At 49.8% G+C, this 19,686-nt stretch carries 17 protein-coding genes and 3 tRNA genes; 14 read left to right on the top strand and 6 right to left on the bottom strand.

The window, feature by feature from the left end; translation table 11 throughout:
* Window positions 1-32 precede the first annotated feature (32 nt).
* From F566_RS0128690 to F566_RS0128680, 3 genes are all read left to right on the top strand, one after another.
* A complete protein-coding gene (locus F566_RS0128690) occupies window positions 33-857 on the top strand; it encodes a M23 family metallopeptidase (protein ID WP_211210723.1) in 825 nt (274 codons plus the stop codon).
* A 208-nt stretch (window positions 858-1,065) separates the two neighbouring features.
* Window positions 1,066-1,677: a response regulator transcription factor gene (locus F566_RS0128685; protein ID WP_020410498.1), complete on the top strand. Its 612-nt coding sequence runs from the start codon at window positions 1,066-1,068 to the stop codon at window positions 1,675-1,677.
* A 129-nt stretch (window positions 1,678-1,806) separates the two neighbouring features.
* Window positions 1,807-3,390, top strand: coding sequence for an ATP-binding response regulator (locus tag F566_RS0128680; RefSeq protein WP_020410497.1), 1,584 nt, complete (start codon window positions 1,807-1,809; stop codon window positions 3,388-3,390).
* Between the two features lie 51 nt (window positions 3,391-3,441).
* On the opposite strand, the gene astE is transcribed toward F566_RS0128680, so the two are convergent.
* The 6 genes from astE to F566_RS34405 form a co-directional block, all read right to left on the bottom strand.
* Window positions 3,442-4,449: a succinylglutamate desuccinylase gene (gene astE / locus F566_RS0128675; protein ID WP_020410496.1), complete on the bottom strand. Its 1,008-nt coding sequence runs from the start codon at window positions 4,447-4,449 to the stop codon at window positions 3,442-3,444.
* A 22-nt stretch (window positions 4,450-4,471) separates the two neighbouring features.
* The gene (locus tag F566_RS0128670; RefSeq protein WP_020410495.1) at window positions 4,472-5,188 is read right to left on the bottom strand and encodes an ABC transporter permease; all 717 of its coding nucleotides are present in this window, start codon (window positions 5,186-5,188) and stop codon (window positions 4,472-4,474) included.
* A 10-nt stretch (window positions 5,189-5,198) separates the two neighbouring features.
* The gene (locus F566_RS0128665; RefSeq protein ID WP_026180392.1) at window positions 5,199-5,900 is read right to left on the bottom strand and encodes an ABC transporter permease; all 702 of its coding nucleotides are present in this window, start codon (window positions 5,898-5,900) and stop codon (window positions 5,199-5,201) included.
* A gap of 67 nt (window positions 5,901-5,967) precedes the next feature.
* Window positions 5,968-6,726: a transporter substrate-binding domain-containing protein gene (locus F566_RS0128660; protein WP_020410493.1), complete on the bottom strand. Its 759-nt coding sequence runs from the start codon at window positions 6,724-6,726 to the stop codon at window positions 5,968-5,970.
* A gap of 50 nt (window positions 6,727-6,776) precedes the next feature.
* A complete protein-coding gene (locus tag F566_RS0128655) occupies window positions 6,777-7,547 on the bottom strand; it encodes an ABC transporter ATP-binding protein (protein ID WP_020410492.1) in 771 nt (256 codons plus the stop codon).
* Window positions 7,548-8,147: 600 nt separating this feature from the next.
* Complete coding sequence (locus tag F566_RS34405) at window positions 8,148-8,702, bottom strand: RDD family protein (protein ID WP_051085448.1); 555 nt, start codon at window positions 8,700-8,702, stop codon at window positions 8,148-8,150.
* Window positions 8,703-8,927: 225 nt separating this feature from the next.
* On the opposite strand from F566_RS34405, the gene F566_RS0128640 reads away from it, so the two are divergent.
* From F566_RS0128640 to F566_RS0128590, 11 genes are all read left to right on the top strand, one after another.
* Complete coding sequence (locus F566_RS0128640; RefSeq protein WP_020410489.1) at window positions 8,928-10,271, top strand: DUF5610 domain-containing protein; 1,344 nt, start codon at window positions 8,928-8,930, stop codon at window positions 10,269-10,271.
* Between the two features lie 312 nt (window positions 10,272-10,583).
* On the top strand, window positions 10,584-13,208 hold the full coding sequence (gene alaS / locus F566_RS0128635) for an alanine--tRNA ligase (protein WP_020410488.1): 2,625 nt from the start codon (window positions 10,584-10,586) through the stop codon (window positions 13,206-13,208).
* 50 nt (window positions 13,209-13,258) lie between these two features.
* Complete coding sequence (locus F566_RS0128630; RefSeq protein ID WP_020410487.1) at window positions 13,259-14,485, top strand: aspartate kinase; 1,227 nt, start codon at window positions 13,259-13,261, stop codon at window positions 14,483-14,485.
* Between the two features lie 343 nt (window positions 14,486-14,828).
* Window positions 14,829-15,032, top strand: a complete 204-nt coding sequence (csrA, locus tag F566_RS0128625; RefSeq protein WP_020410486.1) for a carbon storage regulator CsrA — start codon at window positions 14,829-14,831, stop codon at window positions 15,030-15,032.
* Between the two features lie 78 nt (window positions 15,033-15,110).
* A tRNA-Ser gene (locus tag F566_RS0128620) sits at window positions 15,111-15,200 on the top strand.
* 56 nt (window positions 15,201-15,256) lie between these two features.
* Window positions 15,257-15,333, top strand: a tRNA-Arg gene (locus F566_RS0128615).
* Between the two features lie 24 nt (window positions 15,334-15,357).
* Window positions 15,358-15,434, top strand: a tRNA-Arg gene (locus F566_RS0128610).
* Window positions 15,435-15,727: 293 nt separating this feature from the next.
* Entirely contained in the window at window positions 15,728-15,982 is a 255-nt protein-coding gene (locus F566_RS0128605; RefSeq protein WP_020410485.1) for an OadG family protein, read from the top strand.
* Between the two features lie 46 nt (window positions 15,983-16,028).
* The gene (gene oadA, locus F566_RS0128600; RefSeq protein WP_026180391.1) at window positions 16,029-17,822 is read left to right on the top strand and encodes a sodium-extruding oxaloacetate decarboxylase subunit alpha; all 1,794 of its coding nucleotides are present in this window, start codon (window positions 16,029-16,031) and stop codon (window positions 17,820-17,822) included.
* Between the two features lie 16 nt (window positions 17,823-17,838).
* A complete protein-coding gene (locus F566_RS0128595) occupies window positions 17,839-19,161 on the top strand; it encodes a sodium ion-translocating decarboxylase subunit beta (RefSeq protein ID WP_026180390.1) in 1,323 nt (440 codons plus the stop codon).
* Between the two features lie 90 nt (window positions 19,162-19,251).
* Complete coding sequence (locus F566_RS0128590; protein WP_020410482.1) at window positions 19,252-19,545, top strand: hypothetical protein; 294 nt, start codon at window positions 19,252-19,254, stop codon at window positions 19,543-19,545.
* The last annotated feature ends 141 nt before the right edge of the window (window positions 19,546-19,686 follow it).

Here is a 19,686-nt window from a genome sequence, read left to right as displayed (position 1 = left end):
GTGAGGTTTTGTTGCATTTTACTGTAAAGAAGATGCTCGTGGTGTCAGCAATGTTTATGTTGGCGCTACAGGTATGGGCGACAGATAGTGCTGGACAGGGAAGCCTTCTGGAGTTGCAGGGGGAGTTGGTTCAAGGCGGTATGGTGATCGGGCGAGCTCCACAAGGGAGTCAAGTCTGGTTGAATGATGAGGTGGTGAAGGTTACGCCGGATGGGCGTTTTGTGTTCGGGTTTGGTCGAGACTCAGAAAATACCCATCAATTGAAGATAAAGTACCCAAATGGCACTGAAGCGCTTAGGGAACTTGAGGTGAAACCCAGGGATTATGATATCCAGTATATTGAGGGTATTTCCAAAAAAATCATGTCTCCCAATGAAGAGGACCTGAAGCGAATCCGCAGGGAAAACTCCATGGTCGCCAAAGCCAGGGCTGGGGCGTCGGTAAGGGAGGACTTTCTGGAAACTTTTATTTGGCCGGCTAAAGGTCCGATCACTGGTGTCTATGGCAGTCAGAGGTTCTACAACGGAGAGCCACGGCGTCCGCATTTTGGATTGGATATTGCGGCCCCCAGGGGGGCAGAAGTGATTGCCCCGGCTTCAGGTAAGGTGGTCCTGGCCCACAATAATATGTTTTTTTCCGGCGGCACTCTGATCATGGATCATGGATATGGCATAACGTCGACTTTTATTCATCTGGATGCCATTCTGGTTGAAGAGGGGCAAGAAGTTAAACAGGGGGATGCGATCGCCAGAGTGGGGGCAACAGGCAGGGCGACAGGGCCGCATTTGGATTGGCGGATCAACTGGTTTAATACCCGGTTGGATCCCCAGTTGCTGATGTCAGAACCGCAACCCTGAAAATACAGTGCATCAGGCGGGCCGTTTATGTTGCCACAAAACGGATTATGAGGTCCTGCATTGAAAACATCCCGGAATGCCTAATGGGCAGTTCGGGGATTATGTGTTACATAGTATAGAGTCAACAGACTCTAACAGGTTGTTGAAAACAACGTACTTAGCTGGCGTTTCTCGACGCAAAAGATAAAAAATAGCCGGGGAAGTTTTAATGAGCGAACTCAACCAGACCGTATATGTAGTTGAAGATGATGAACCAGTCAGAGATTCGTTGCTGCTGCTTTTGAAAGCGGAAGGGTATGCCACCAAAGGATACGGGAACGCAGCGGCGTTTCTGGAAGAGGATGTGGTAAATCTGTCCGGGTGTCTGATTCTGGATATACGGATGCCTGGAATGACAGGAATGGAGCTGCATAAGAAGTTGCTGGAGATGGGGTGTGCCATTCCGGTGATCTTTGTTACAGGTCATGGGGATGTGGCCATGGCCGTGGAGGCGATGAAGCTGGGCGCTGTAGATTTTGTCCAGAAGCCCTATCGGGAAGAAGACTTGCTGGAAAAGGTCAAGCAGGCTTTGAGTATGGATGCTGAGCAGCAGGAGGCGTTGAAATACAAAGAGAAGCTGAAGCAGCGAATTGAGTCACTGACGCCTCGTGAGCTTGAGATTATGGATATGATGATTGAGGGTAATGCCAACAAAGTTATCGCAATCGAGCTGGATATCAGCCAGAGGACGGTAGAAATTCACCGCTCAAGAGTGATGCAGAAAATGGGAACCCATTCTCTGGCGCAATTGGTTCAAATGGTTCTGGCGGCGCGCTCTTAAGCTCTTTGGTATAGGTCTTGTGTATGGCTGTTCAAATGGGGGCGGCCATTTTGTATAGGTGTTTTCGCGTATATTTCGCCCCGGAAGCCCTGACTATAGTCGCAAGTCTAGGCAAAATTTCGGTGGTATATGGCGACAGCAGCAATTAATGTGATCAAGAAGGTTTCCCGTCAAGATCAAATACTGCTGGTCGATGACAATCCCGCTAATCTGAAGATTCTTTACGAAACATTGGATGGTCGCGGCTACAAGCTTCTTGTGGCTGACAGCGGTGAGAAAGCGGTCAGTATTGTCAAGAAATCACATCCGGATCTGATTCTGCTGGATGTTATGATGCCCGGTATGGACGGCTTTGAAGTCTGTCGGGTGCTTAAGCAGGATCCCGAAACCGCACGGTCTTCCATTATTTTCCTATCTGCTCTGGATGATACCGATAGCAAAGTGATCGGTTTCGATGCGGGCGGTGTCGATTACATTTCCAAACCGTTCCAGATAAAAGAAGTCATCGCGAGGGTGGAGACTCACCTCAAAATCCATCGTCTTGAGCAGCAGCTGGAGTGGAAAAATCTCGAACTCCAGACAGATAAGACCAGTATTCTGGAAGCGATGAGTGAAGGGATTTATGGGCTTAATCGCAAAGGTCAGATTATCTTTGCCAATCCTGCCGCCTGTCGCATGAATAGTTGTGAAGAAAGTGAGTTGCTGGGGCAGAGCTTTACTAACCTGCACTTTAATCACAGTCATATTCCAGAGGGCGATAATGAGTACGATCTGGATCGTATTACAGAGCGCTTGCAGCGAGTTTTGACCAACGGCGAGTCTCTTAAAATTGGTCATGCCATGTTCTCAAGGCTGGATGGTACGGTGTTCCCTGTCGCCTTCAGTGCGGCCTCAACCAGCTCGGGAAGCTTCTCTACTCACGCTGTGGTGGTGTTTCATGATATCAGTGAAGAGCTGGAGCAGGAGCAGGAACTGGAGCGTGCCCGTCAAAGCCTTGATGCCCAGAGAGCGCAGCTGGCTCATGTGTCCCGTCTGAGTATGATGGGGGAGATGGCTGCTGGGATTGCCCATGAGGTCAATCAACCGTTAACGGCCATCGTTAATTATGTCCGTCTTGCTGCCAGGATCTCAAAAGCGGAGGATCTGGACAGGGAGTCAATGACCAGTACGCTGGAAAAAATTGAAAGTCAGTGCTTGCGTGCCAGTCAGGTTATTCAGCATATTCGGGACTTTGTGAAGAAGCCTTTGCAGGGCAAGGAAATTGTGACTGGTGAGCAACTGGCTCACGATATCATCGAATTAGCGGAAATTGAGGCCAAGGAGCATGGCATCGAATTGGTGACCAAGGTTGCAGAAAATCTGCCTAATCTGAATGTGGAGGAGATCCAGGTTCAGCAGGTTGCGTTGAATCTTCTGAGAAACGGAATGGAAGCAATGGAGCAGGCGGGTGTCGAGGGCACCATAGATTTTTCTGTCCAGGTGTTAGAGGGGTCAAACAAAGTGCGGTTTGATGTCTCAGATGCTGGCCCTGGGGTGAAAGAGGAGTTCAGGGAGAGTCTGTTCAGTCCTTTCTTTACAACGAAAAAATCAGGCATGGGTATTGGTCTTACCCTGTGTCAGTCCATTATTCATTCGCATGGTGGTGAGATTGGCTATCAGCCTAACGAGCTGGGTGGCAGTACCTTTTATTTTCTACTGCCGATTGCTGAATAGCTCGCGCCACATAGCCAATCTGTTATTTTCCTTTCGTTCGGTGCTTGTGCTTTAGGCTATTGTGATCCCGGCCATAGGTTTTACCAGTAGGCCGGCCCGTTGTCCTGGTCCGACTTTGGAGTTGGGGAACACAATATACAGAGACTCTTCACCTATCCGGTATTCGGTATTGGCGTCGCGCCAAATAACGTATCCGGACGTCAGCTCTGTAAAGTTGGCAGTGTCTTCTTCAATGCACAATTCAAATGAAGCGCCGGTATTGGTGATTTCGTCGACAACCTGAAACTGAATCGGGAGTTTGTCCGGCAAGGTGTTGTATGAATCTCTCTGAAGCAGCCGTCGGATTGTTTCGCTAATCCCTTTAAGTCTGTCGAGGTCATTTTGTCCAAATGGGGCGACCTTGCCCAGCTCTACAGTGAAGCTCTCGGCGCCAAAAGTGGCCGCTGTCCAGCCTGAGAATGTGGTAGATGGCTTATTTTGCAAAAGAATGGCTTGGATGTCGCTGTGCCCCAGTAGATGAATGTGTGTAGGGGAGCAGGTGCGGGCAGGTAGATACGGATATATCGCGAACTTCTCGAAGAACGAGTCGCGAATTGCTGTGTGCAGATCGTAGTGGATGCTGTGTCCTGCATCGCTGAGGAACGCCTTTGTCTGAGCCATAATGAGTCTGGCTCGTGTGTGTTCGATGTCGTTTGTGGGCGTTGCGGTATCATGAGTCGTGAACAGGCGGTTCAGGTTTGAATCTACGAAGCGCTCGCCGGCATTCATCGCTTCGGGATTGCCAAGAATAAACAGGCAATCGATTTTGGGAATTAATCGTCCCGCGATGATATCGTCTACCAGTTGATTTACTAATTCTATTGGGGCTGTCTCGTTGCCATGCACGCCAGCGGAAATGACGACTTTGTTGCTGGTTCCCTCTGGAGTTCTGAAGATCAGAAAGCCTGTATCAGGAATGTTGATTGTACCGAAATCCAGCGACAAAACCGGCGTTGCCGGTTTGTCGTGGTTCAGAGTCTGGTGGAGAAAATCAGGGTGAGGGGCAAACAGTGTATTCATAAACAGGGGAGTGATACTCCGGTTATTTGGCTTCTGCAGGCTTCATATGAGCCATCATTTTGTTTTCCAGGTGTTTGAAGAGGTAAATGATACTGAAAGAAATAAGGAGATAAACAAAAGCCACAAATATAAAGGCCTCGAACGGTGCATAGTAACGGGAATAAATGTTGTAGGCTGCACCTGTCAAGTCAAGAATAGTGACGGTAGAGGCAATGGCGCTGGCGTGGAGCATGAAGATGACTTCATTGCTGTACGCCGGCAGTGCGCGGCGAAATGCGCTGGGTACGATGATTCTATGGGTTCTTTTCCACCAGCTCATACCGTAGGCTTTAGCTGCCTCGATTTCGCCTCTTGGTGTGGTGACTATAGCGCCCCTGAGAATTTCAGTGGTATAGGCCGCAGTATTTAGAACGAAGGCAATGAGGGCTGGATAGAAGGCTTCTTTAAAAACAGGCCACAGGAAAGTGTCTTGCAGTGTGAAGCTGGAGCCATAATAGATCAGGTAAAGCTGGACTATCAAAGGTGTGCCACGAAATACATAAGTGAACAGCCAAACTGGGCGTGACAGATATGGATTGTCGCTTGAGCGCATCAAGGCCAGGGGAAATGACAGTAACAGGCCAATGACAAGTGATAGAAATACCAGTTGAACCGTTTGGGTCAGTCCGCCCCAGTATTCCACGAAAGTGGACAGCTTGAATACGCTGTTGCTGGATAATATTTGTTCTAACCATTCCATGATATAAACCTCACCCCTTAACTACGCCAGTGCTGTAACGGCGTTCCATGGTCTTGATAAACCACTCTGAAACAGTGGTTAATGCCAGGTATACCAGCACTACGGGAATAAAAAACTTGAATGGTTGGTGTACAGCCTTGGAGGCCTCTGTCGCCAGACGGACCATGTCGGCAAGGCCAATAACGGATACCAGGGCAGTAGTTTTCAGCATGACCAGCCAGTTGTTGCCAAGTCCGGGGAGTGCGTGGCGCATCATCTGGGGAAACATGACCCGGGTGAAAACCTGCCATTTGGACATGCCATAGGCATAGCCTGCTTCAATCTGTCCTTTGTCTACTGCCAGAAAGGCGCCTCTGAAGGTTTCGGTCATATAGGCGCCAAATATGAATCCAATGGCAATGACACCTGCTACAAACTGGTCAATATTGATGAATATGTCGATCTCAAATTGCACAAACAACCAATCGGTAAAGTTGTTGATCAGGACTTGTCCGCCGAAATAAATCAGCATCATCAATACCAGATCGGGAACGCCGCGGATGATCGTGGTGTAGAGCGTGCCAACTCCTCTGGAGACGGGGTTATTGGATAACTTGGCTGACGCTCCCAGCAGGCCCAGTAACAGTGCCAGTATCAGGGAAAGAAAGCCGACCTCAATGGTGATGATGGCACCTTTGAAGATTGAGGGTCCGTAGCCGTGGAAATCGAACAGGTATTCAATCATGTTGTTACGCTCTTAGAAGCCCGGCCCAAAAAAACTGGGCCGGGTAATTGGACGGTTAAATCTTGATGTCGTAAGTGAAGTATTTCTTCATGATGGTGTCGTAGGTGCCATTCTTTTTCAGCTTGTCCAGAGCTGCGTTGAATTTGGCCGCCAGTTCTTTGTCACGCTTACGGAATGCCATGCCGATGCCTTCACCCAGTTGGAAGCGCTCGCCGATCTGGTCGTATTTGTCATCGTTCATGATGGTTTGTTCGCCAACTGGGAAGTCCAGTACAACAACGTCCAGGCGTCCGCCCTGTAAGTCTAAAACCAGGTCGTCTGCGGTGCTGTAGCGCTTGATGTCAGCGACAGAACCGAAGTTTTCAGTGGCGTAATTGTCTTGAACAGTGCCGCGCTGAACGCCGATGGTTTTACCGTTCAGGGCGTCTTTGGAAGTAACGTCCAGTGAGGCGTTTTCTTTTTTGCCGAACCACGCTGTCGGGGTGTTGTAGTACCCTTCAGAGAAAAGGACTTTCTCTGCGCGCTCAGCGGTAATGGACATGGAAGACATGATCGCGTCGTATTTACGTGCGAGCAAGCCTGGAATGATGCCGTCCCAGGCTTGAACGATCCATTCACACTTGGCTTTGATTTCTTCGCAGGCAGCATTACCCAGCTCAACTTCAAAACCGGTCAGGGTGCCGTCTGGCTTTTTGTACTCGAACGGCTCATATGGTACGTCAACAGCGATACGAACGGTGTCCCATTTGTCTGCCAGTGCCTGGCCGGCAACCAGTGACAGCGCACAACCTACAGAGATAAGCAGTTTTTTCATTGTATTGACTCCAACGTCTTTCATTTGGTTTGGGGTATAACCTGCGCCCGCTAATACTTGGGTGCAAGAAATTGACGGACACGTTCCGAATCAGGGTTTTCAAATACCTTGCTTGGTGGTCCTTCTTCTTCTATCCGGCCTTGATGCAGAAACATCACGTGGCCGGACACGTCTTTGGCAAAGGCCATTTCGTGGGTGACGACGATCATGGTGCGGCCTTCTTCGGCCAGGGATCGCATAACCTTCAAGACTTCGCCAACGAGTTCAGGGTCCAGTGCTGATGTGGGTTCGTCGAACAGCATGACGTCTGGCTCCATGGCAAGCGCCCGTGCAATGGCTGCACGTTGTTGCTGTCCGCCTGACATCTGGGCCGGGTAGTAGTTACGACGTTCCCAAATACCGACTTTTTGTAGATAGGATTCGGCCCGCTCCATCGCTTCTTTCTTGCTGATGCCCAGCACATTAATAGGGGCTTCTATCACATTGTCGAGCACGGTCATGTGCGACCAGAGGTTGAAACTTTGGAATACCATAGAGAGGCGGGAACGCATTTTTTCCACCTGGCGGTTGTCTGCAGGTTTGCGCTCACCTTTGCGGGTCGTCATGAATTTGATTTGTTCTCCGTGCACCTCGATTTCGCCCGAGGTCGGAATTTCGAGAAGATTGATGCAGCGTAAAAAGGTGCTTTTGCCTGATCCGGAAGATCCAATCAAAGAGATAACGTCGCCTTTTTGTGCTTGCAGAGAAACCCCTTTAAGTACTTCAAGTTCATTGAACTTTTTGTGTACATCTTTTACGACTAGTGGGGCTACTTCAGTCATATGCAGACTCCAGTAATAAAAATTTATCCACCTGAACAAGGTGTGCGAATACCTGGACACTGACGGCTGCGATGCTGGTTATCGATCCAGAATGCTCGCAACGATGCTCAGTGACGGGTTCCATGATTTGATTTGGGAGCTGGGGGTGCTACTCGTCGAGCACTTCGCTCAAAGACAAGCGCGTAGCGAGGAAATCATCCAGATAGGATAGCGAAGAGGCGAGGGCGTCAGCAATGCCAGACTTCGTGTGTTGATTAGATGTATCTATGTTCATATGAACCAGACCGCTTTACTGTTTTGTCCTAAATGCTTGCTCGCGCACAGGAACGTGTTGTTATTTTTTTCAACCTTCTTTCTGAATTTTCCTTGAACGAATGCGTACTAAGCGCAGACTATCATGTGGAACTTTCGCCTGTTAAGGCGCCCTTGTCCCATCCAAATCAGCGGTTCCAGAAAGACTCGCTTCGTTTGCGGTTCTGGGGTATTCCAGCTTAATTGAAATTTAATGTCAACAATCAGCTAATTTCGGATATCCCTTATAGACCAATTTTGATGTGGTGAAAACTTTTTCCGGAAAAAACGTGGTTTCTACTTTTTGGTTCAGCGTTTTTTGTCGTTTTCATTTGCTGGGTGAGTGGCGCCATCCTGTGATTTCTTATTTTTTTCAGAAGGGATGTAAACAATCTTTGTCATGGATGCGCGGTCAGGCCAGGTTAGCTTTTCCTTATCCCAGAGCATCCAAAGATAGCCAAGGCCCAGGCAGGCGGCGGAGGCTAATGCCGCAAAAAAACGCAGCAGACTTTGGCTCCAGTTGATTTTAAAGCCGTCTTTATTCTGCACTCGGATACGCCATACCTGCATCCCGAGAGTTTGTCCGATCCGGGTCCAGAAATAGGCGAAAAAATAGTAGGTGGATATAAACAGACAAATGGTCAGAAGCGGATCGCCAGGGCCTTTATCACTTTCCGCCAGAACTTTCATGGCATCCAGTCCGATTATCATGCCTTTTAACAACAGGTAAACCATTGTGGTGACGAACCAGATGGCGATCAGCAGAATGCCGTCGTAAAACATGGCGGCAAAGCGCCTCCATAGTGGAGCGGGTCTGAGTGAGGTTGGGGCTTCGGGGAATTGTTTGACCGATGCTGGCTTCATTGTCGAACGTCTTATGCCTGTAATCTTAAATGGAGGCGCAATATAGCATAAGTTGTTTGGTCGAGCTTGCATTGAAAGGGCGCATTTGGTCGGTTGGGTCTTGAATATTTGTCGGGTGAATTTGATAAGTCAGAGTTGTAAGAGGAGGTGTTTTCATAAGGCAACGTTTCTAAAGATTTTTGTAGGCATGCCGATATAAAGTTACAACCTTCGGGAGGACGGGCTATGTTTCAGGGTATCGGGTCGTTAAATCAATTTGTTGCCGGTTTTAGTCATGGTGGGGGGCATCCGCCGCAGCATTCCAATGGGCTGGGTAACGGAAACGCGCTCTCTATCAGTCATTTCTCCTTTTCTGCAGAATATTCATCCACTCAAATCAGTTTGTCGTCTGAAGGATTCTTTGCGGAAAGGCGGCAGTTTAGTGCTCAGGTATTCGAAGCCAGAATGTCCGGTCGTTTGTCGGATTTTCGTTCTTCTGAAGCTCCTTCCTATCAGGCCGAAGTTCCCTCGCCGCAGGATGTAGCCAACCGGATTCTGGGGTTTGTTGAGCAGCGTATTGCACGCGAAGCTGAGAGCGGTGCCTCTCAGGAGGAGTTGGAGAGTCTTTTTGCTCAGGCTGTTGAAGGTATTGATACTGGCTATGGTGAAGCGCTTGAGGAGCTGGAAGCAAGAGGGTTGGTTACTGAAGAGTTGCAAGCTGATATTGATGAAGGATATGGCCTGATACAAGTCGGGTTGGCTGATTTGCGTGAGAAATATCTCGTTGATGAATCGAATGGTAATGCCGAAGGTGATGAGGCTTCTATTCCGGATGGGGTTGACTTGGTAGACGAAGATTCAGTGGTTGCTCAAAGTTCTCAGGCTGGGCAGGCGGCTGAGGATGATGCGTCCTCGGATGATGCCGGTCAGTCGTCTGTTGATGGTTCAGGTCTGTCCAGGCTGGCCCAGGCTTTTGCGTATAACCGGACCGAGTTGGCAGCGAATGATCTTGGGTTGACGGTGACCACTCGGGATGGTGATAAAGTGACTGTTTATGTTGGGGCGGCATCGGGAAGTGAAACCTCTGCAATCTATGCCGGGCGGGGGCAGAATGAATACCTGGGGATGAGTCGCAGTTCCTTTGAAAGCAGTGGTTTTGAACTGCTGGTTGAGGGGGATCTGGATGATGAAGAGTTGGCGGCTTTGGGAGAAATGTTGGCGCAGATTGAGGAGATAGCCGGATCATTCTTTGCTGGGGATCTCGATAGCGCTTTCTCGGCAGCACTGGAGTTGGATGTGGATATGTCAGAAATTGCCAGCTATGCCGTATCCATGAGTAGTACCCGTTATGAGCAGGTGGGTGTTGCCTATCAGTCAAGTCGGTCTCCTGCGGCTGAGAGATTCCAGCCGTTGGCCGACCAAGTGCCGAAATTTGCTGGAGCGCTGGCACAGGCTGGCCAGTTCAGTGACTCTGTCAGTTTAATTGAGCAGGTGATGGACCGTCTGGTAAGCCGTGTTGAGGTAGAGAGGGCGAACAATGAGCAATTTATGGACTTTGCTCGCCAATTGTTGGGGCAACTGTCTGCTTGAGAGCTTTTTAATCTTTGGTTGCCCATTCCGTAAGTGAAGGCCCCATCAGGGGCCTTTTTTTTGTGGTGCTTTCCACATTTTCAGTGCGTTGCGCTGAAAATCTCGTCTATTTCTGCTGAAAATCCCGTTTATACTGTCGCAGATGAAGCCGAAGACTGTCGCAGATGAAGCCCAGGCCCGCCGCTTCGCCCGTCAGTGCCCGTTTTTACGTTCATGATTCTGTGTTAAAGTACGCCGCTCGGTGGGCTCTGCGCCTGGGATTAAGGCTGGCCCGTCACCCATAATAATTGAACTCCGAAGAACGGAACGATGATGAAGAGCTCTGATATACGTAATGCTTTCCTGAAGTTTTTCCAGCAGAACGGTCACGAAATCGTGTCCAGTAGCTCACTGGTGCCTGCAGATGATCCAACCCTGTTATTTACCAATGCGGGGATGAACCAGTTTAAAGATGTTTTTCTGGGGAAAGACAAGCGCTCTTATTCCCGAGCAACCACGTCACAGAAGTGTGTTCGTGCCGGCGGTAAGCATAATGACCTGGAAAATGTCGGTTACACTGCTCGTCACCACACGTTCTTCGAAATGCTGGGTAACTTCAGCTTTGGTGACTATTTCAAGAAAGAGGCAATTCACTTTGCCTGGGACTTTCTGACCTCCCCGGATTGGCTGAACATCCCCTCAGAAAAATTATGGGTCACTGTCTACGCTGAGGACGATGAGTCCTACGATCTTTGGAATAAAGATATCGGCGTGCCTGCTGATCGAATTGTTCGAATTGGCGACAACAAAGGCGCCAAATATGCCTCGGATAACTTCTGGCAGATGGGTGATACCGGTCCCTGTGGTCCCTGTACAGAGGTGTTCTTTGATCATGGTCCTGAAGTGGCTGGTGGTCCTCCCGGCAGCCCGGATGAAGATGGTGATCGTTATATCGAAATCTGGAACGTGGTTTTTATGCAGTTCAATCGCCAGGCCGATGGCGAGATGCTGCCTCTTCCAAAACCTTCCGTTGATACCGGGATGGGGCTGGAAAGGATTTCAGCTGTGCTGCAGCACGTTCATTCCAACTATGAAATCGATTTGTTTCAGGATCTGTTGAATGCTGCATCCAAGGTGTTGGGTGGTGTGGCGACAACCGAGTCTTCATTGCGCGTTATTGCGGATCACATCCGTTCCTGTTCGTTCCTGATCGCTGATGGTGTCATGCCTTCCAATGAAGGTCGTGGTTTTGTGTTGCGTCGCATTATTCGCCGTGCTGCTCGACATGGAAATAAGCTTGGTGCACAAGAGCCATTCTTTCATAAGCTGGTAGGTGCCCTGGTGGATTTAATGGGAGATGCCTTCCCGGAGTTGGCTAGAGGTCGTGAACAGATTGAAAAAGTTCTCCAGCAGGAGGAAGAGCAATTTGCCAAAACCCTGGATAAGGGGTTGCGTTTGTTGGAGCAGGATATTGCTGAACTTGAGGGAAGTGTCATTCCCGGGCAAACAGTGTTCACGCTATATGATACTTACGGTTTCCCAGTGGATCTGACTAACGATATTGCTCGTGAGCGTGGCCTGGAGCTGGATATTGATGGCTACGAAGTGGCCATGGAAGCTCAGCGTGAAAGGGCGCGTGCAGCCAGTAAGTTCGGTGTGGATTACAACGCCGGGCTGGATCTTGATGTGGCCACTGAGTTTACGGGTTATCGTGAATTAAGCGGATCTCATCAGGTTGAGGCTATGCTTGTTGATGGTCAGGGCGTTCAAGCGCTTGAGTCTGGTCAGAAGGGGATTCTTGTGCTGGATCGTACGCCGTTCTACGCAGAATCCGGTGGTCAGGTTGGTGATACTGGCTTGATCAAGGTTGGCGACAGTGAGTTTGTGGTAGAAGATACTCAAAAAGAAGGTGCGGCTATCCTTCATATCGGACGGGTGAGTAAAGGTCGTATCAGTCAGGGAGATCAGGTGTCGGTGGAAGTGGATCGACACAAGCGCCAGGCGACTGCGCTTAATCACTCTGCCACGCACCTGATGCACGAAGCTTTGCGTCGAGTTCTGGGTGAACATGTTGTACAGAAAGGTTCGCTGGTCGATGCTGAGAAATTGCGTTTTGACTTTGCTCACTATGAGGCGGTGACGCCTGAGCAATTGCGTCAGGTTGAAGAGATCGTTAATGACCAGATCCGAGCCAATGCTGATGTCTCCACTGAATTGATGGATATGGAGTCTGCCAAGAAGCGTGGCGCTATGGCGCTATTTGGCGAAAAGTATGGCGAGACCGTACGTGTGCTCGCGATGGGGGAGGACGACTTTTCCGTTGAGCTTTGTGGTGGGACTCACGTCAAGCGTACTGGTGATATCGGATCGTTTATGATTACCAGCGAATCGGGTATTTCTTCCGGTGTTCGTCGAATTGAGGCGGTAACCGGCCAGAATGCGGAGCGCTGGGTGAAGGCGGGAGAGCAGTCTCTCAAAGAGATTGCGGGTCTTGTAAAAGGTAGTCGTGAATCAGTGCTGGAGAAGGTGAAGGCATTGATGGAGCGCAATCGTGCGTTGGAAAAGGATTTGGAGCAAGCAAAGTCAAAGCTGGCAGCAGCAGCTGGTGGCGATCTGGCAGCTTCAGCCAAGGATGTTAATGGACTGAAAGTGCTTGCGGCCAGACTGGATGGTGTAGAAAGAAAGGCGCTGATGGATACTGTGGACCAGTTGAAGAACAAGCTTGGTCAGGGAGCTGTGGTGCTGGCATCTGTTGAGGATGGAAAAATCAGCATTGTGGCCGGTGTGACAAAATCAGAAACCGGTAAAGTGAAAGCTGGTGATCTGGTGAAGTTGGTTGCAGAGCAGGTTGGTGGTAAAGGTGGCGGTCGCCCTGATATGGCTCAGGGTGGCGGTACTGATGTTGCCAAGCTGGATGAAGCGCTGGCATCTGTTTATGGGTGGGTCGAAAAACAGTAACTCAATCACTCAAAATTTCTGGAATAGATAAAAGGGTAAGATAAAAGCTTATGGCCCTATTGGTTCAAAAATTTGGTGGTACCTCTGTCGGGTCAGTGGATCGCATCGAAAAGGTTGCGGAAAAAGTAAGAAAGTTCCGTGATCAGGGCGATGATATTGTGGTGGTGGTGTCGGCGATGTCCGGCGAAACCAACCGCCTGATTTCGCTGGCTAACGAGATTATGGAGGAGCCGACCGCAAGAGAAATGGATGTGCTGGTGTCGACCGGAGAGCAAGTTACAATTGCTCTCTTGTGTATGGCTCTACACAAGCGCGGTGTTGCGGCCAGGTCCTATACCGGACCTCAGGTTCGCATTCTCACTGATGATTCGCATACCAAGGCGAGGATTCTGGATATCGATAACCACAACATTCAGGCGGACCTGTCTGCCGGTCGTGTGGTGGTGGTCGCCGGATTCCAGGGTGTTGATGAAAGTGGCAATATCACCACGCTGGGCCGCGGAGGCTCAGATACGACAGCTGTTGCACTGGCGGCGGCATTGAAAGCGGATGAGTGTCAGATTTATACCGACGTTGATGGTGTTTACACTACGGATCCCCGTGTTGTTGACAGTGCTCGTCGGCTGGACACGATAACGTTTGAAGAAATGCTGGAGATGGCCAGTCTTGGTTCCAAGGTACTGCAGATTCGTTCAGTTGAATTTGCCGGTAAATACAATGTTCCCCTGCGTGTGCTGCATTCCTTTCAGGAAGGGCCGGGCACGCTGATTACCATAGAGGATGACGACAATATGGAGCAACCCATTGTTTCAGGTATCGCGTTCAACCGTGATGAAGCCAAGCTGACAATTGCAGGCGTGCCTGATATTCCTGGTGTGGCTTCCAAGATTCTGAAGCCGGTGAGCGATGCCAATATCGAAGTGGATATGATCGTTCAGAATGTTGGCGCAGATAATCACACTGATTTCACTTTTACGGTTCACCGTAATGATTTCAAGAAGGCTCAGGCAATCCTTGTGAGACTGTCTGAGGAGCTTGAGGCTAAAGAAGTGAAGGGTGACGACAAAATTGCCAAGGTCTCCATCGTTGGGGTTGGTATGCGTTCTCACGCCGGTGTTGCCAGTAAGATGTTTGAGGCTCTCTCTGTAGAGGGGATCAATATTCAGATGATTTCCACATCGGAAATTAAAGTTTCCGTTGTGATTGATGAAAAATATCTGGAGCTTGCCGTCAGAAGTCTGCATAGTGCGTTTGAGTTAAGTGAGAAGCCGGCTTAAAAGACTTTTTGTCATAACTGGAAATGCTGGGTAGAATGGCGGCGGCTTAGCTCTATTGCTGATGTGGAAGACGATGGCAGTTTGCTGATACTTGAGACGAGTCAATCGCCTTCCAATTAACCGGCCAGTCTGACTGGCCAAAAAGAAATGGAGAGTCAATTCGTTTGTCAAAAATGGCAAAATCAGAATGACTCTCTGCTTAAATAAAAAATATGCCCTTTAAAAAAACGGAATTTAGACAATACTCATAGGGAGCAGTAGTTGTCGGTGGCGATGAAAGTTATTTCGGTCCGGTCGGCGACAAAGGGTAGATTGGAATAGGTCGATCTTTAAGGAGATTCAAATGCTGATCTTGACTCGCCGTGTTGGCGAAACCTTGATGGTGGGTGACGACGTTACTGTAACCGTTCTTGGGGTAAAAGGTAACCAAGTCCGTATTGGTGTCAATGCGCCGAAAGAGGTCGCGGTACACCGGGAGGAGATTTATCAGCGCATTCAGCGCGAAAAATCACCTAATGCCGGTGAATCAGACCATCAGGACGATTAATCGAAAACTTTCTGAAATTTTTATCGATTTAGCCCTATCATTTTAGAAAAACTGTGGTATTATACGCCGCGTTTTTAGGGAGAGGTGGCCGAGTGGCTGAAGGCGCGCCCCTGCTAAGGGTGTATGGGGGAAACCTCATCGAGGGTTCGAATCCCTCCCTCTCCGCCATTTGATTTTGCCGCACCTTCTTTGAGGGTGTGGCAATCAAATAGAAAACAATTTGCGCGCTCGTAGCTCAGCTGGATAGAGTACCTGGCTACGAACCAGGCGGTCGGAGGTTCGAATCCTCCCGAGCGCGCCACTTTCAAAAACGACTTTACTCTTCGCGCCAGTAGCTCAGCTGGATAGAGTACCTGGCTACGAACCAGGCGGTCGGAGGTTCGAATCCTTCCTGGCGCGCCATCTTCCTTGTCTTTTCTCATTCTTATTTCCCTTGGCTTGATTTTTGTGACGAAAAATTACCTCTGGCCTTGGTGTGTTTGATGATACGTAAAATCACGTATTGACAAGTGTGACAAGATTGTAAACTTTTTTCTCAATTTGCCCCTCCTTTTGTTGCGATTCTCATATCATCTCTGTACATTAAGCGGGATTTGCCATTCCTAAAGGTTTTGTAAATCTCTATAACGACACTATTTCGGGAGCTCGATTCTTCCGCGTTAGTGTGCCTCAAAGAAAATAACAGGTAGTGCGAGATGAATGATTTGTTCCAAGATGCCATTACGCTGATGCTTGTGGGGATGGGGTTTGTGTTCCTCTTCCTGACCATTCTGGTCTTCGCAACATCGCTAATGTCCAAACTGGTGAATAAATATTTCCCGGAGGCTCAACCTGCGCCTGCGTCTGGGCCGGCACCTGCGGCAAAGCAGTCCGGTTCTGAAATAGATCAAGATGTTATGGCCGTTATCGCGGCCGCCGTATCTAAATACCGCTCACGCCACAAGAAGTGAGTGTCGGAACGCGAGAATAAACCTTTAACCCTAAGGCTATAGACCCATGACTGAGACTAAGAAACCCCTAGGTATAACGGATGTTGTTTTACGTGACGCTCATCAATCCATACTGGCGACCCGTATGCGTCTTGACGACATGCTTCCCATAGCAGAAAAACTGGATAAAGTTGGCTTCTGGTCACTCGAATCCTGGGGGGGGGCGACATTTGACTCCTGTATCCGCTATCTTGGCGAAGATCCTTGGGATCGTATTCGTCAATTAAAGAAAGCTATGCCCAACACACCGCAGCAAATGCTGCTGCGTGGACAGAACCTGCTGGGCTATCGTCATTACGCCGATGATGTTGTTGAGCGTTTTGTGGAGCGTGCCGCTGATAACGGTGTAGATGTATTCCGTGTTTTTGATGCGATGAATGATCCCAGGAACCTTGAAACCGCTGTCAAGGCTGTTTTGAAAGTGGGCAAGCATGCTCAAGGTACACTTTCCTACACTGTTAGCCCGGTTCACACTATCGATATGTGGATTGACCTGGCGAAGAACGTTGAAAGTATGGGGGCCGAGTCGATTGCGATTAAAGATATGGCAGGCCTGTTGAAGCCTTACGTGGCTTATGAGCTTGTCAGTCGCCTGAAGAAAGAAGTGGCTGTCCCTATTCATCTGCACTGTCATGCTACCACGGGTATGTCGACCGCTACCGCCTTGAAGGCCGCAGAAGCCGGCGTCGATAATGTGGATGCAGCTATTTCTTCTATGAGTATGACCTACGGGCACTCTCCTACGGAAGCTTTGGTAGCGATTCTGGAAGGTACTGATCGTGATACCGGTCTGGATATTAATCTGCTGGAAGAGATTGCTGCATACTTCCGGAGTGTGCGTAAGAAATATGCCAAGTTTGAAGGGGCTCTGCGAGGGGTGGATTCCCGTATTCTGGTTGCTCAGGTTCCCGGCGGCATGTTGACCAATATGGAAAACCAGCTTCGTGAGCAGGGTGCAGGAGATAAGCTGGACGCCGTGTTGGAAGAAATTCCCAAGGTGAGAGAAGATCTCGGTTACATACCTCTAGTCACTCCTACTTCCCAGATTGTGGGGACTCAGGCTGTGCTGAATGTGTTGACGGGAGAGCGTTACAAGTCAATATCCAAAGAAACAGCAGGTGTTTTGAAGGGCGAGTATGGATCAGCTCCTGCTCCGTTCAATAAAGAGCTTCAGGATAGAGTACTGGAAGGCGCAGAGCCTGTTACCTGTCGACCGGCAGATTTGCTGGAGCCGGAAATGGATAAGCTCACTGCTGAGCTTTCCAAGCTGGCTGAGGAGAAAGGGATCAAGCTGGCGGATGCTAAAGTGGATGACGTGCTGACCTATGCACTGTTCCCGCAGATCGGTCTGAAATTCCTGGAAAACCGCAATAATCCGGATGCCTTTGAACCTGTGCCGACCGGCGATGAAGTGAAACCGGCAGCGGCGGCCAAACCTGGCGAGCCTGAGGTGTATACCATTACCGTAAATGGCAAATCCTATGTGGCAGAAGTCTCTGAAGGTGGTGATATCACTGCGGTGGCACCTGTAGGCGGTGCTCCTGCTGCAGCACCGGCAGCGGCTGCACCAGCGCCTTCTGCGGGTCCTGCAGAACCAGTGGCTGCTCCTCTGGCTGGTAACATTGTTCGTATTGTGGCGCAACCGGGCCATGCTGTTCAGGAAGGCGATCTCTTGCTGATTCTTGAGGCGATGAAGATGGAAACGGAAGTGCGCTCACCTAAAGCCGGTACTGTCGCCAGTGTCGATGTGAAAGCTGGTGACGCAGTAACCGTCGGCCAGACACTGTTGAGCCTGTCGTAAGGGGACTGACTCTATGATGGAAGGTTTGTCTAAACTGGTATTCGGAAGCGGCCTGTATAACCTGCAATGGGGACAGGCGCTGATGATCGTGATTTGTCTGGGGTTGCTGTTTCTCGCGATCCGCAAAGGCTTCGAGCCTCTGCTTTTGCTGCCTATCGGTTTCGGTGGGTTAATGGCAAATATTCCCGAAGCGGGTCTGGCTATGTCGGCGGTGGAAAATGCAATCCACCTGGGCAATGCTGATCAACTTGCGAATATTGCAGCGGCATTGAATGTCCCCTTCGATAGTGCGGCAACGATCAATGAGGCGTTGAGGCATGAATTGCTGGTCGCTTATAAGAGTTCGAGTGCCGGCATGCATGAGGCCGTGACCTTTGCTGCTACTGATATGGGGTATGCTCACGGAATGCTCTATCAATTCTTCTCAGTGGCCATACTGAGTGGAATAGCGCCGCTTCTGATATTTATGGGCGTGGGAGCCATGACGGACTTCGGTCCTTTGTTGGCTAATCCCCGTACCTTGCTGTTAGGGGCTGCTGCGCAGTTCGGAATTTTTGGTACCGTGCTGGGAGCGGCGGCGCTGGATGCATCCGGGCTGATTGAGTTCTCCATCAAAGAAGCTGCGGCGATCGGTATCATTGGCGGAGCGGACGGCCCAACCTCGATCTATGTGGCTACACTGCTGTCTCCGCATCTGCTGGGAGCTATAGCGGTTGCGGCATATTCCTACATGGCATTGGTCCCCTTGATTCAGCCGCCGATCATGAAGGCGCTGACCACCGAATCAGAGCGTAAGATCAAAATGGAGCAACTGCGTCATGTGTCGCGGGTCGAGAAGATTTTCTTCCCGATTATTCTCCTGGTCCTGGTCGCGTTGTTCCTGCCTGATGCGGCGCCACTGCTGGGGATGTTCTGTCTGGGTAACCTGATGCGGGAATCCGGCGTGGTGGACCGTTTGAGCGACACTGCGCAGAATGCATTGATTAACATCGTAACCATCGTTCTGGGGCTTTCTGTCGGTAGTAAGTTGTCTGCTGATAAGTTTCTGGATGTGCAGACGCTGGGGATTTTGGTTCTTGGTCTGGCGGCGTTCTGTGTGGGTACCGCCACTGGGGTTCTGATGGCTAAGCTGATGAATGCCCTGAGTAAAAATAAGGTCAACCCACTGATTGGGTCGGCGGGCGTATCTGCTGTACCTATGGCGGCCAGGGTGTCGAACAGGGTTGGGCTTGAGGCGAATCCTCAGAACTTCTTGTTAATGCATGCTATGGGGCCAAACGTGGCCGGTGTTATCGGCTCGGCGGTTGCTGCAGGGATTATGATTAAATTCCTCGGCTAAATCGCTGTGCTTTGAAAAAGGCTCTGGTAATTCCAGGGCCTTTTTTTTATGTTAGAAGCAGATATCTCGGAGACAAGGGTAGGCGACAGCATGAGTGAGCTCAGGGTTCTGAGGCAGAAAATTGATCTTCTGGTGCAGGAGGCGCAATGGCAACAAATTGCGGCACTGGATGAAATTGTGCGGGATGTCATCAGTCAGGCGGTGCAATCGGTTACAGACGATAATCGTGATGAGATTCGGGAAGATTTGAATAACCTGCAGCAGTCCTATGCCACCGCTCTGGCTAGCATGCAGCGTAAGCAGGGAGAGTCTGCCAGTGAGCTGGCATCCATGCAGAGAAGCTATAAGGCAGCAAAGTCTTATCTGGATTCTTCCAAGTTTTAGAGAGAGTCTCGTGCGGCAGTGATCATGCTGGTCGCTTTCAGAGGTTCACCAGGGATAGGTTTCAGTATTCTGTTACAGCGTGTGGCAGTCCATCAAGGTCAGAAGTGACGGTTTTTTGAATGCGACTACCTTTTGACCACA

The organism is Hahella ganghwensis DSM 17046, from assembly GCF_000376785.1.
GTDB classification, from domain to species: Bacteria; Pseudomonadota; Gammaproteobacteria; order Pseudomonadales; family Oleiphilaceae; genus Hahella; species Hahella ganghwensis.
Note: the sequence above shows the minus strand (reverse complement) of the source record. Positions and strands in the feature narration are given on the sequence as shown.

Excerpts from the sequence above, each read along its gene's own strand:
- F566_RS0128690 (WP_211210723.1), top strand. The coding sequence starts at position 33 with ATGCTCGTGGTGTCAGCAATGTTTATGTTGGCGCTACAGGTATGGGCG.
- F566_RS0128685 (WP_020410498.1), top strand. The coding sequence starts at position 1,066 with ATGAGCGAACTCAACCAGACCGTATATGTAGTTGAAGATGATGAACCA.
- F566_RS0128680 (WP_020410497.1), top strand. The coding sequence starts at position 1,807 with ATGGCGACAGCAGCAATTAATGTGATCAAGAAGGTTTCCCGTCAAGAT.
- astE (WP_020410496.1), bottom strand. The coding sequence starts at position 4,449 with ATGAATACACTGTTTGCCCCTCACCCTGATTTTCTCCACCAGACTCTG.
- F566_RS0128670 (WP_020410495.1), bottom strand. The coding sequence starts at position 5,188 with ATGGAATGGTTAGAACAAATATTATCCAGCAACAGCGTATTCAAGCTG.
- F566_RS0128660 (WP_020410493.1), bottom strand. The coding sequence starts at position 6,726 with ATGAAAAAACTGCTTATCTCTGTAGGTTGTGCGCTGTCACTGGTTGCC.
- F566_RS0128655 (WP_020410492.1), bottom strand. The coding sequence starts at position 7,547 with ATGACTGAAGTAGCCCCACTAGTCGTAAAAGATGTACACAAAAAGTTC.
- F566_RS34405 (WP_051085448.1), bottom strand. The coding sequence starts at position 8,702 with ATGAAGCCAGCATCGGTCAAACAATTCCCCGAAGCCCCAACCTCACTC.
- F566_RS0128640 (WP_020410489.1), top strand. The coding sequence starts at position 8,928 with ATGTTTCAGGGTATCGGGTCGTTAAATCAATTTGTTGCCGGTTTTAGT.
- alaS (WP_020410488.1), top strand. The coding sequence starts at position 10,584 with ATGAAGAGCTCTGATATACGTAATGCTTTCCTGAAGTTTTTCCAGCAG.
- F566_RS0128630 (WP_020410487.1), top strand. The coding sequence starts at position 13,259 with ATGGCCCTATTGGTTCAAAAATTTGGTGGTACCTCTGTCGGGTCAGTG.
- csrA (WP_020410486.1), top strand. The coding sequence starts at position 14,829 with ATGCTGATCTTGACTCGCCGTGTTGGCGAAACCTTGATGGTGGGTGAC.
- F566_RS0128605 (WP_020410485.1), top strand. The coding sequence starts at position 15,728 with ATGAATGATTTGTTCCAAGATGCCATTACGCTGATGCTTGTGGGGATG.
- oadA (WP_026180391.1), top strand. The coding sequence starts at position 16,029 with ATGACTGAGACTAAGAAACCCCTAGGTATAACGGATGTTGTTTTACGT.
- F566_RS0128595 (WP_026180390.1), top strand. The coding sequence starts at position 17,839 with ATGGAAGGTTTGTCTAAACTGGTATTCGGAAGCGGCCTGTATAACCTG.
- F566_RS0128590 (WP_020410482.1), top strand. The coding sequence starts at position 19,252 with ATGAGTGAGCTCAGGGTTCTGAGGCAGAAAATTGATCTTCTGGTGCAG.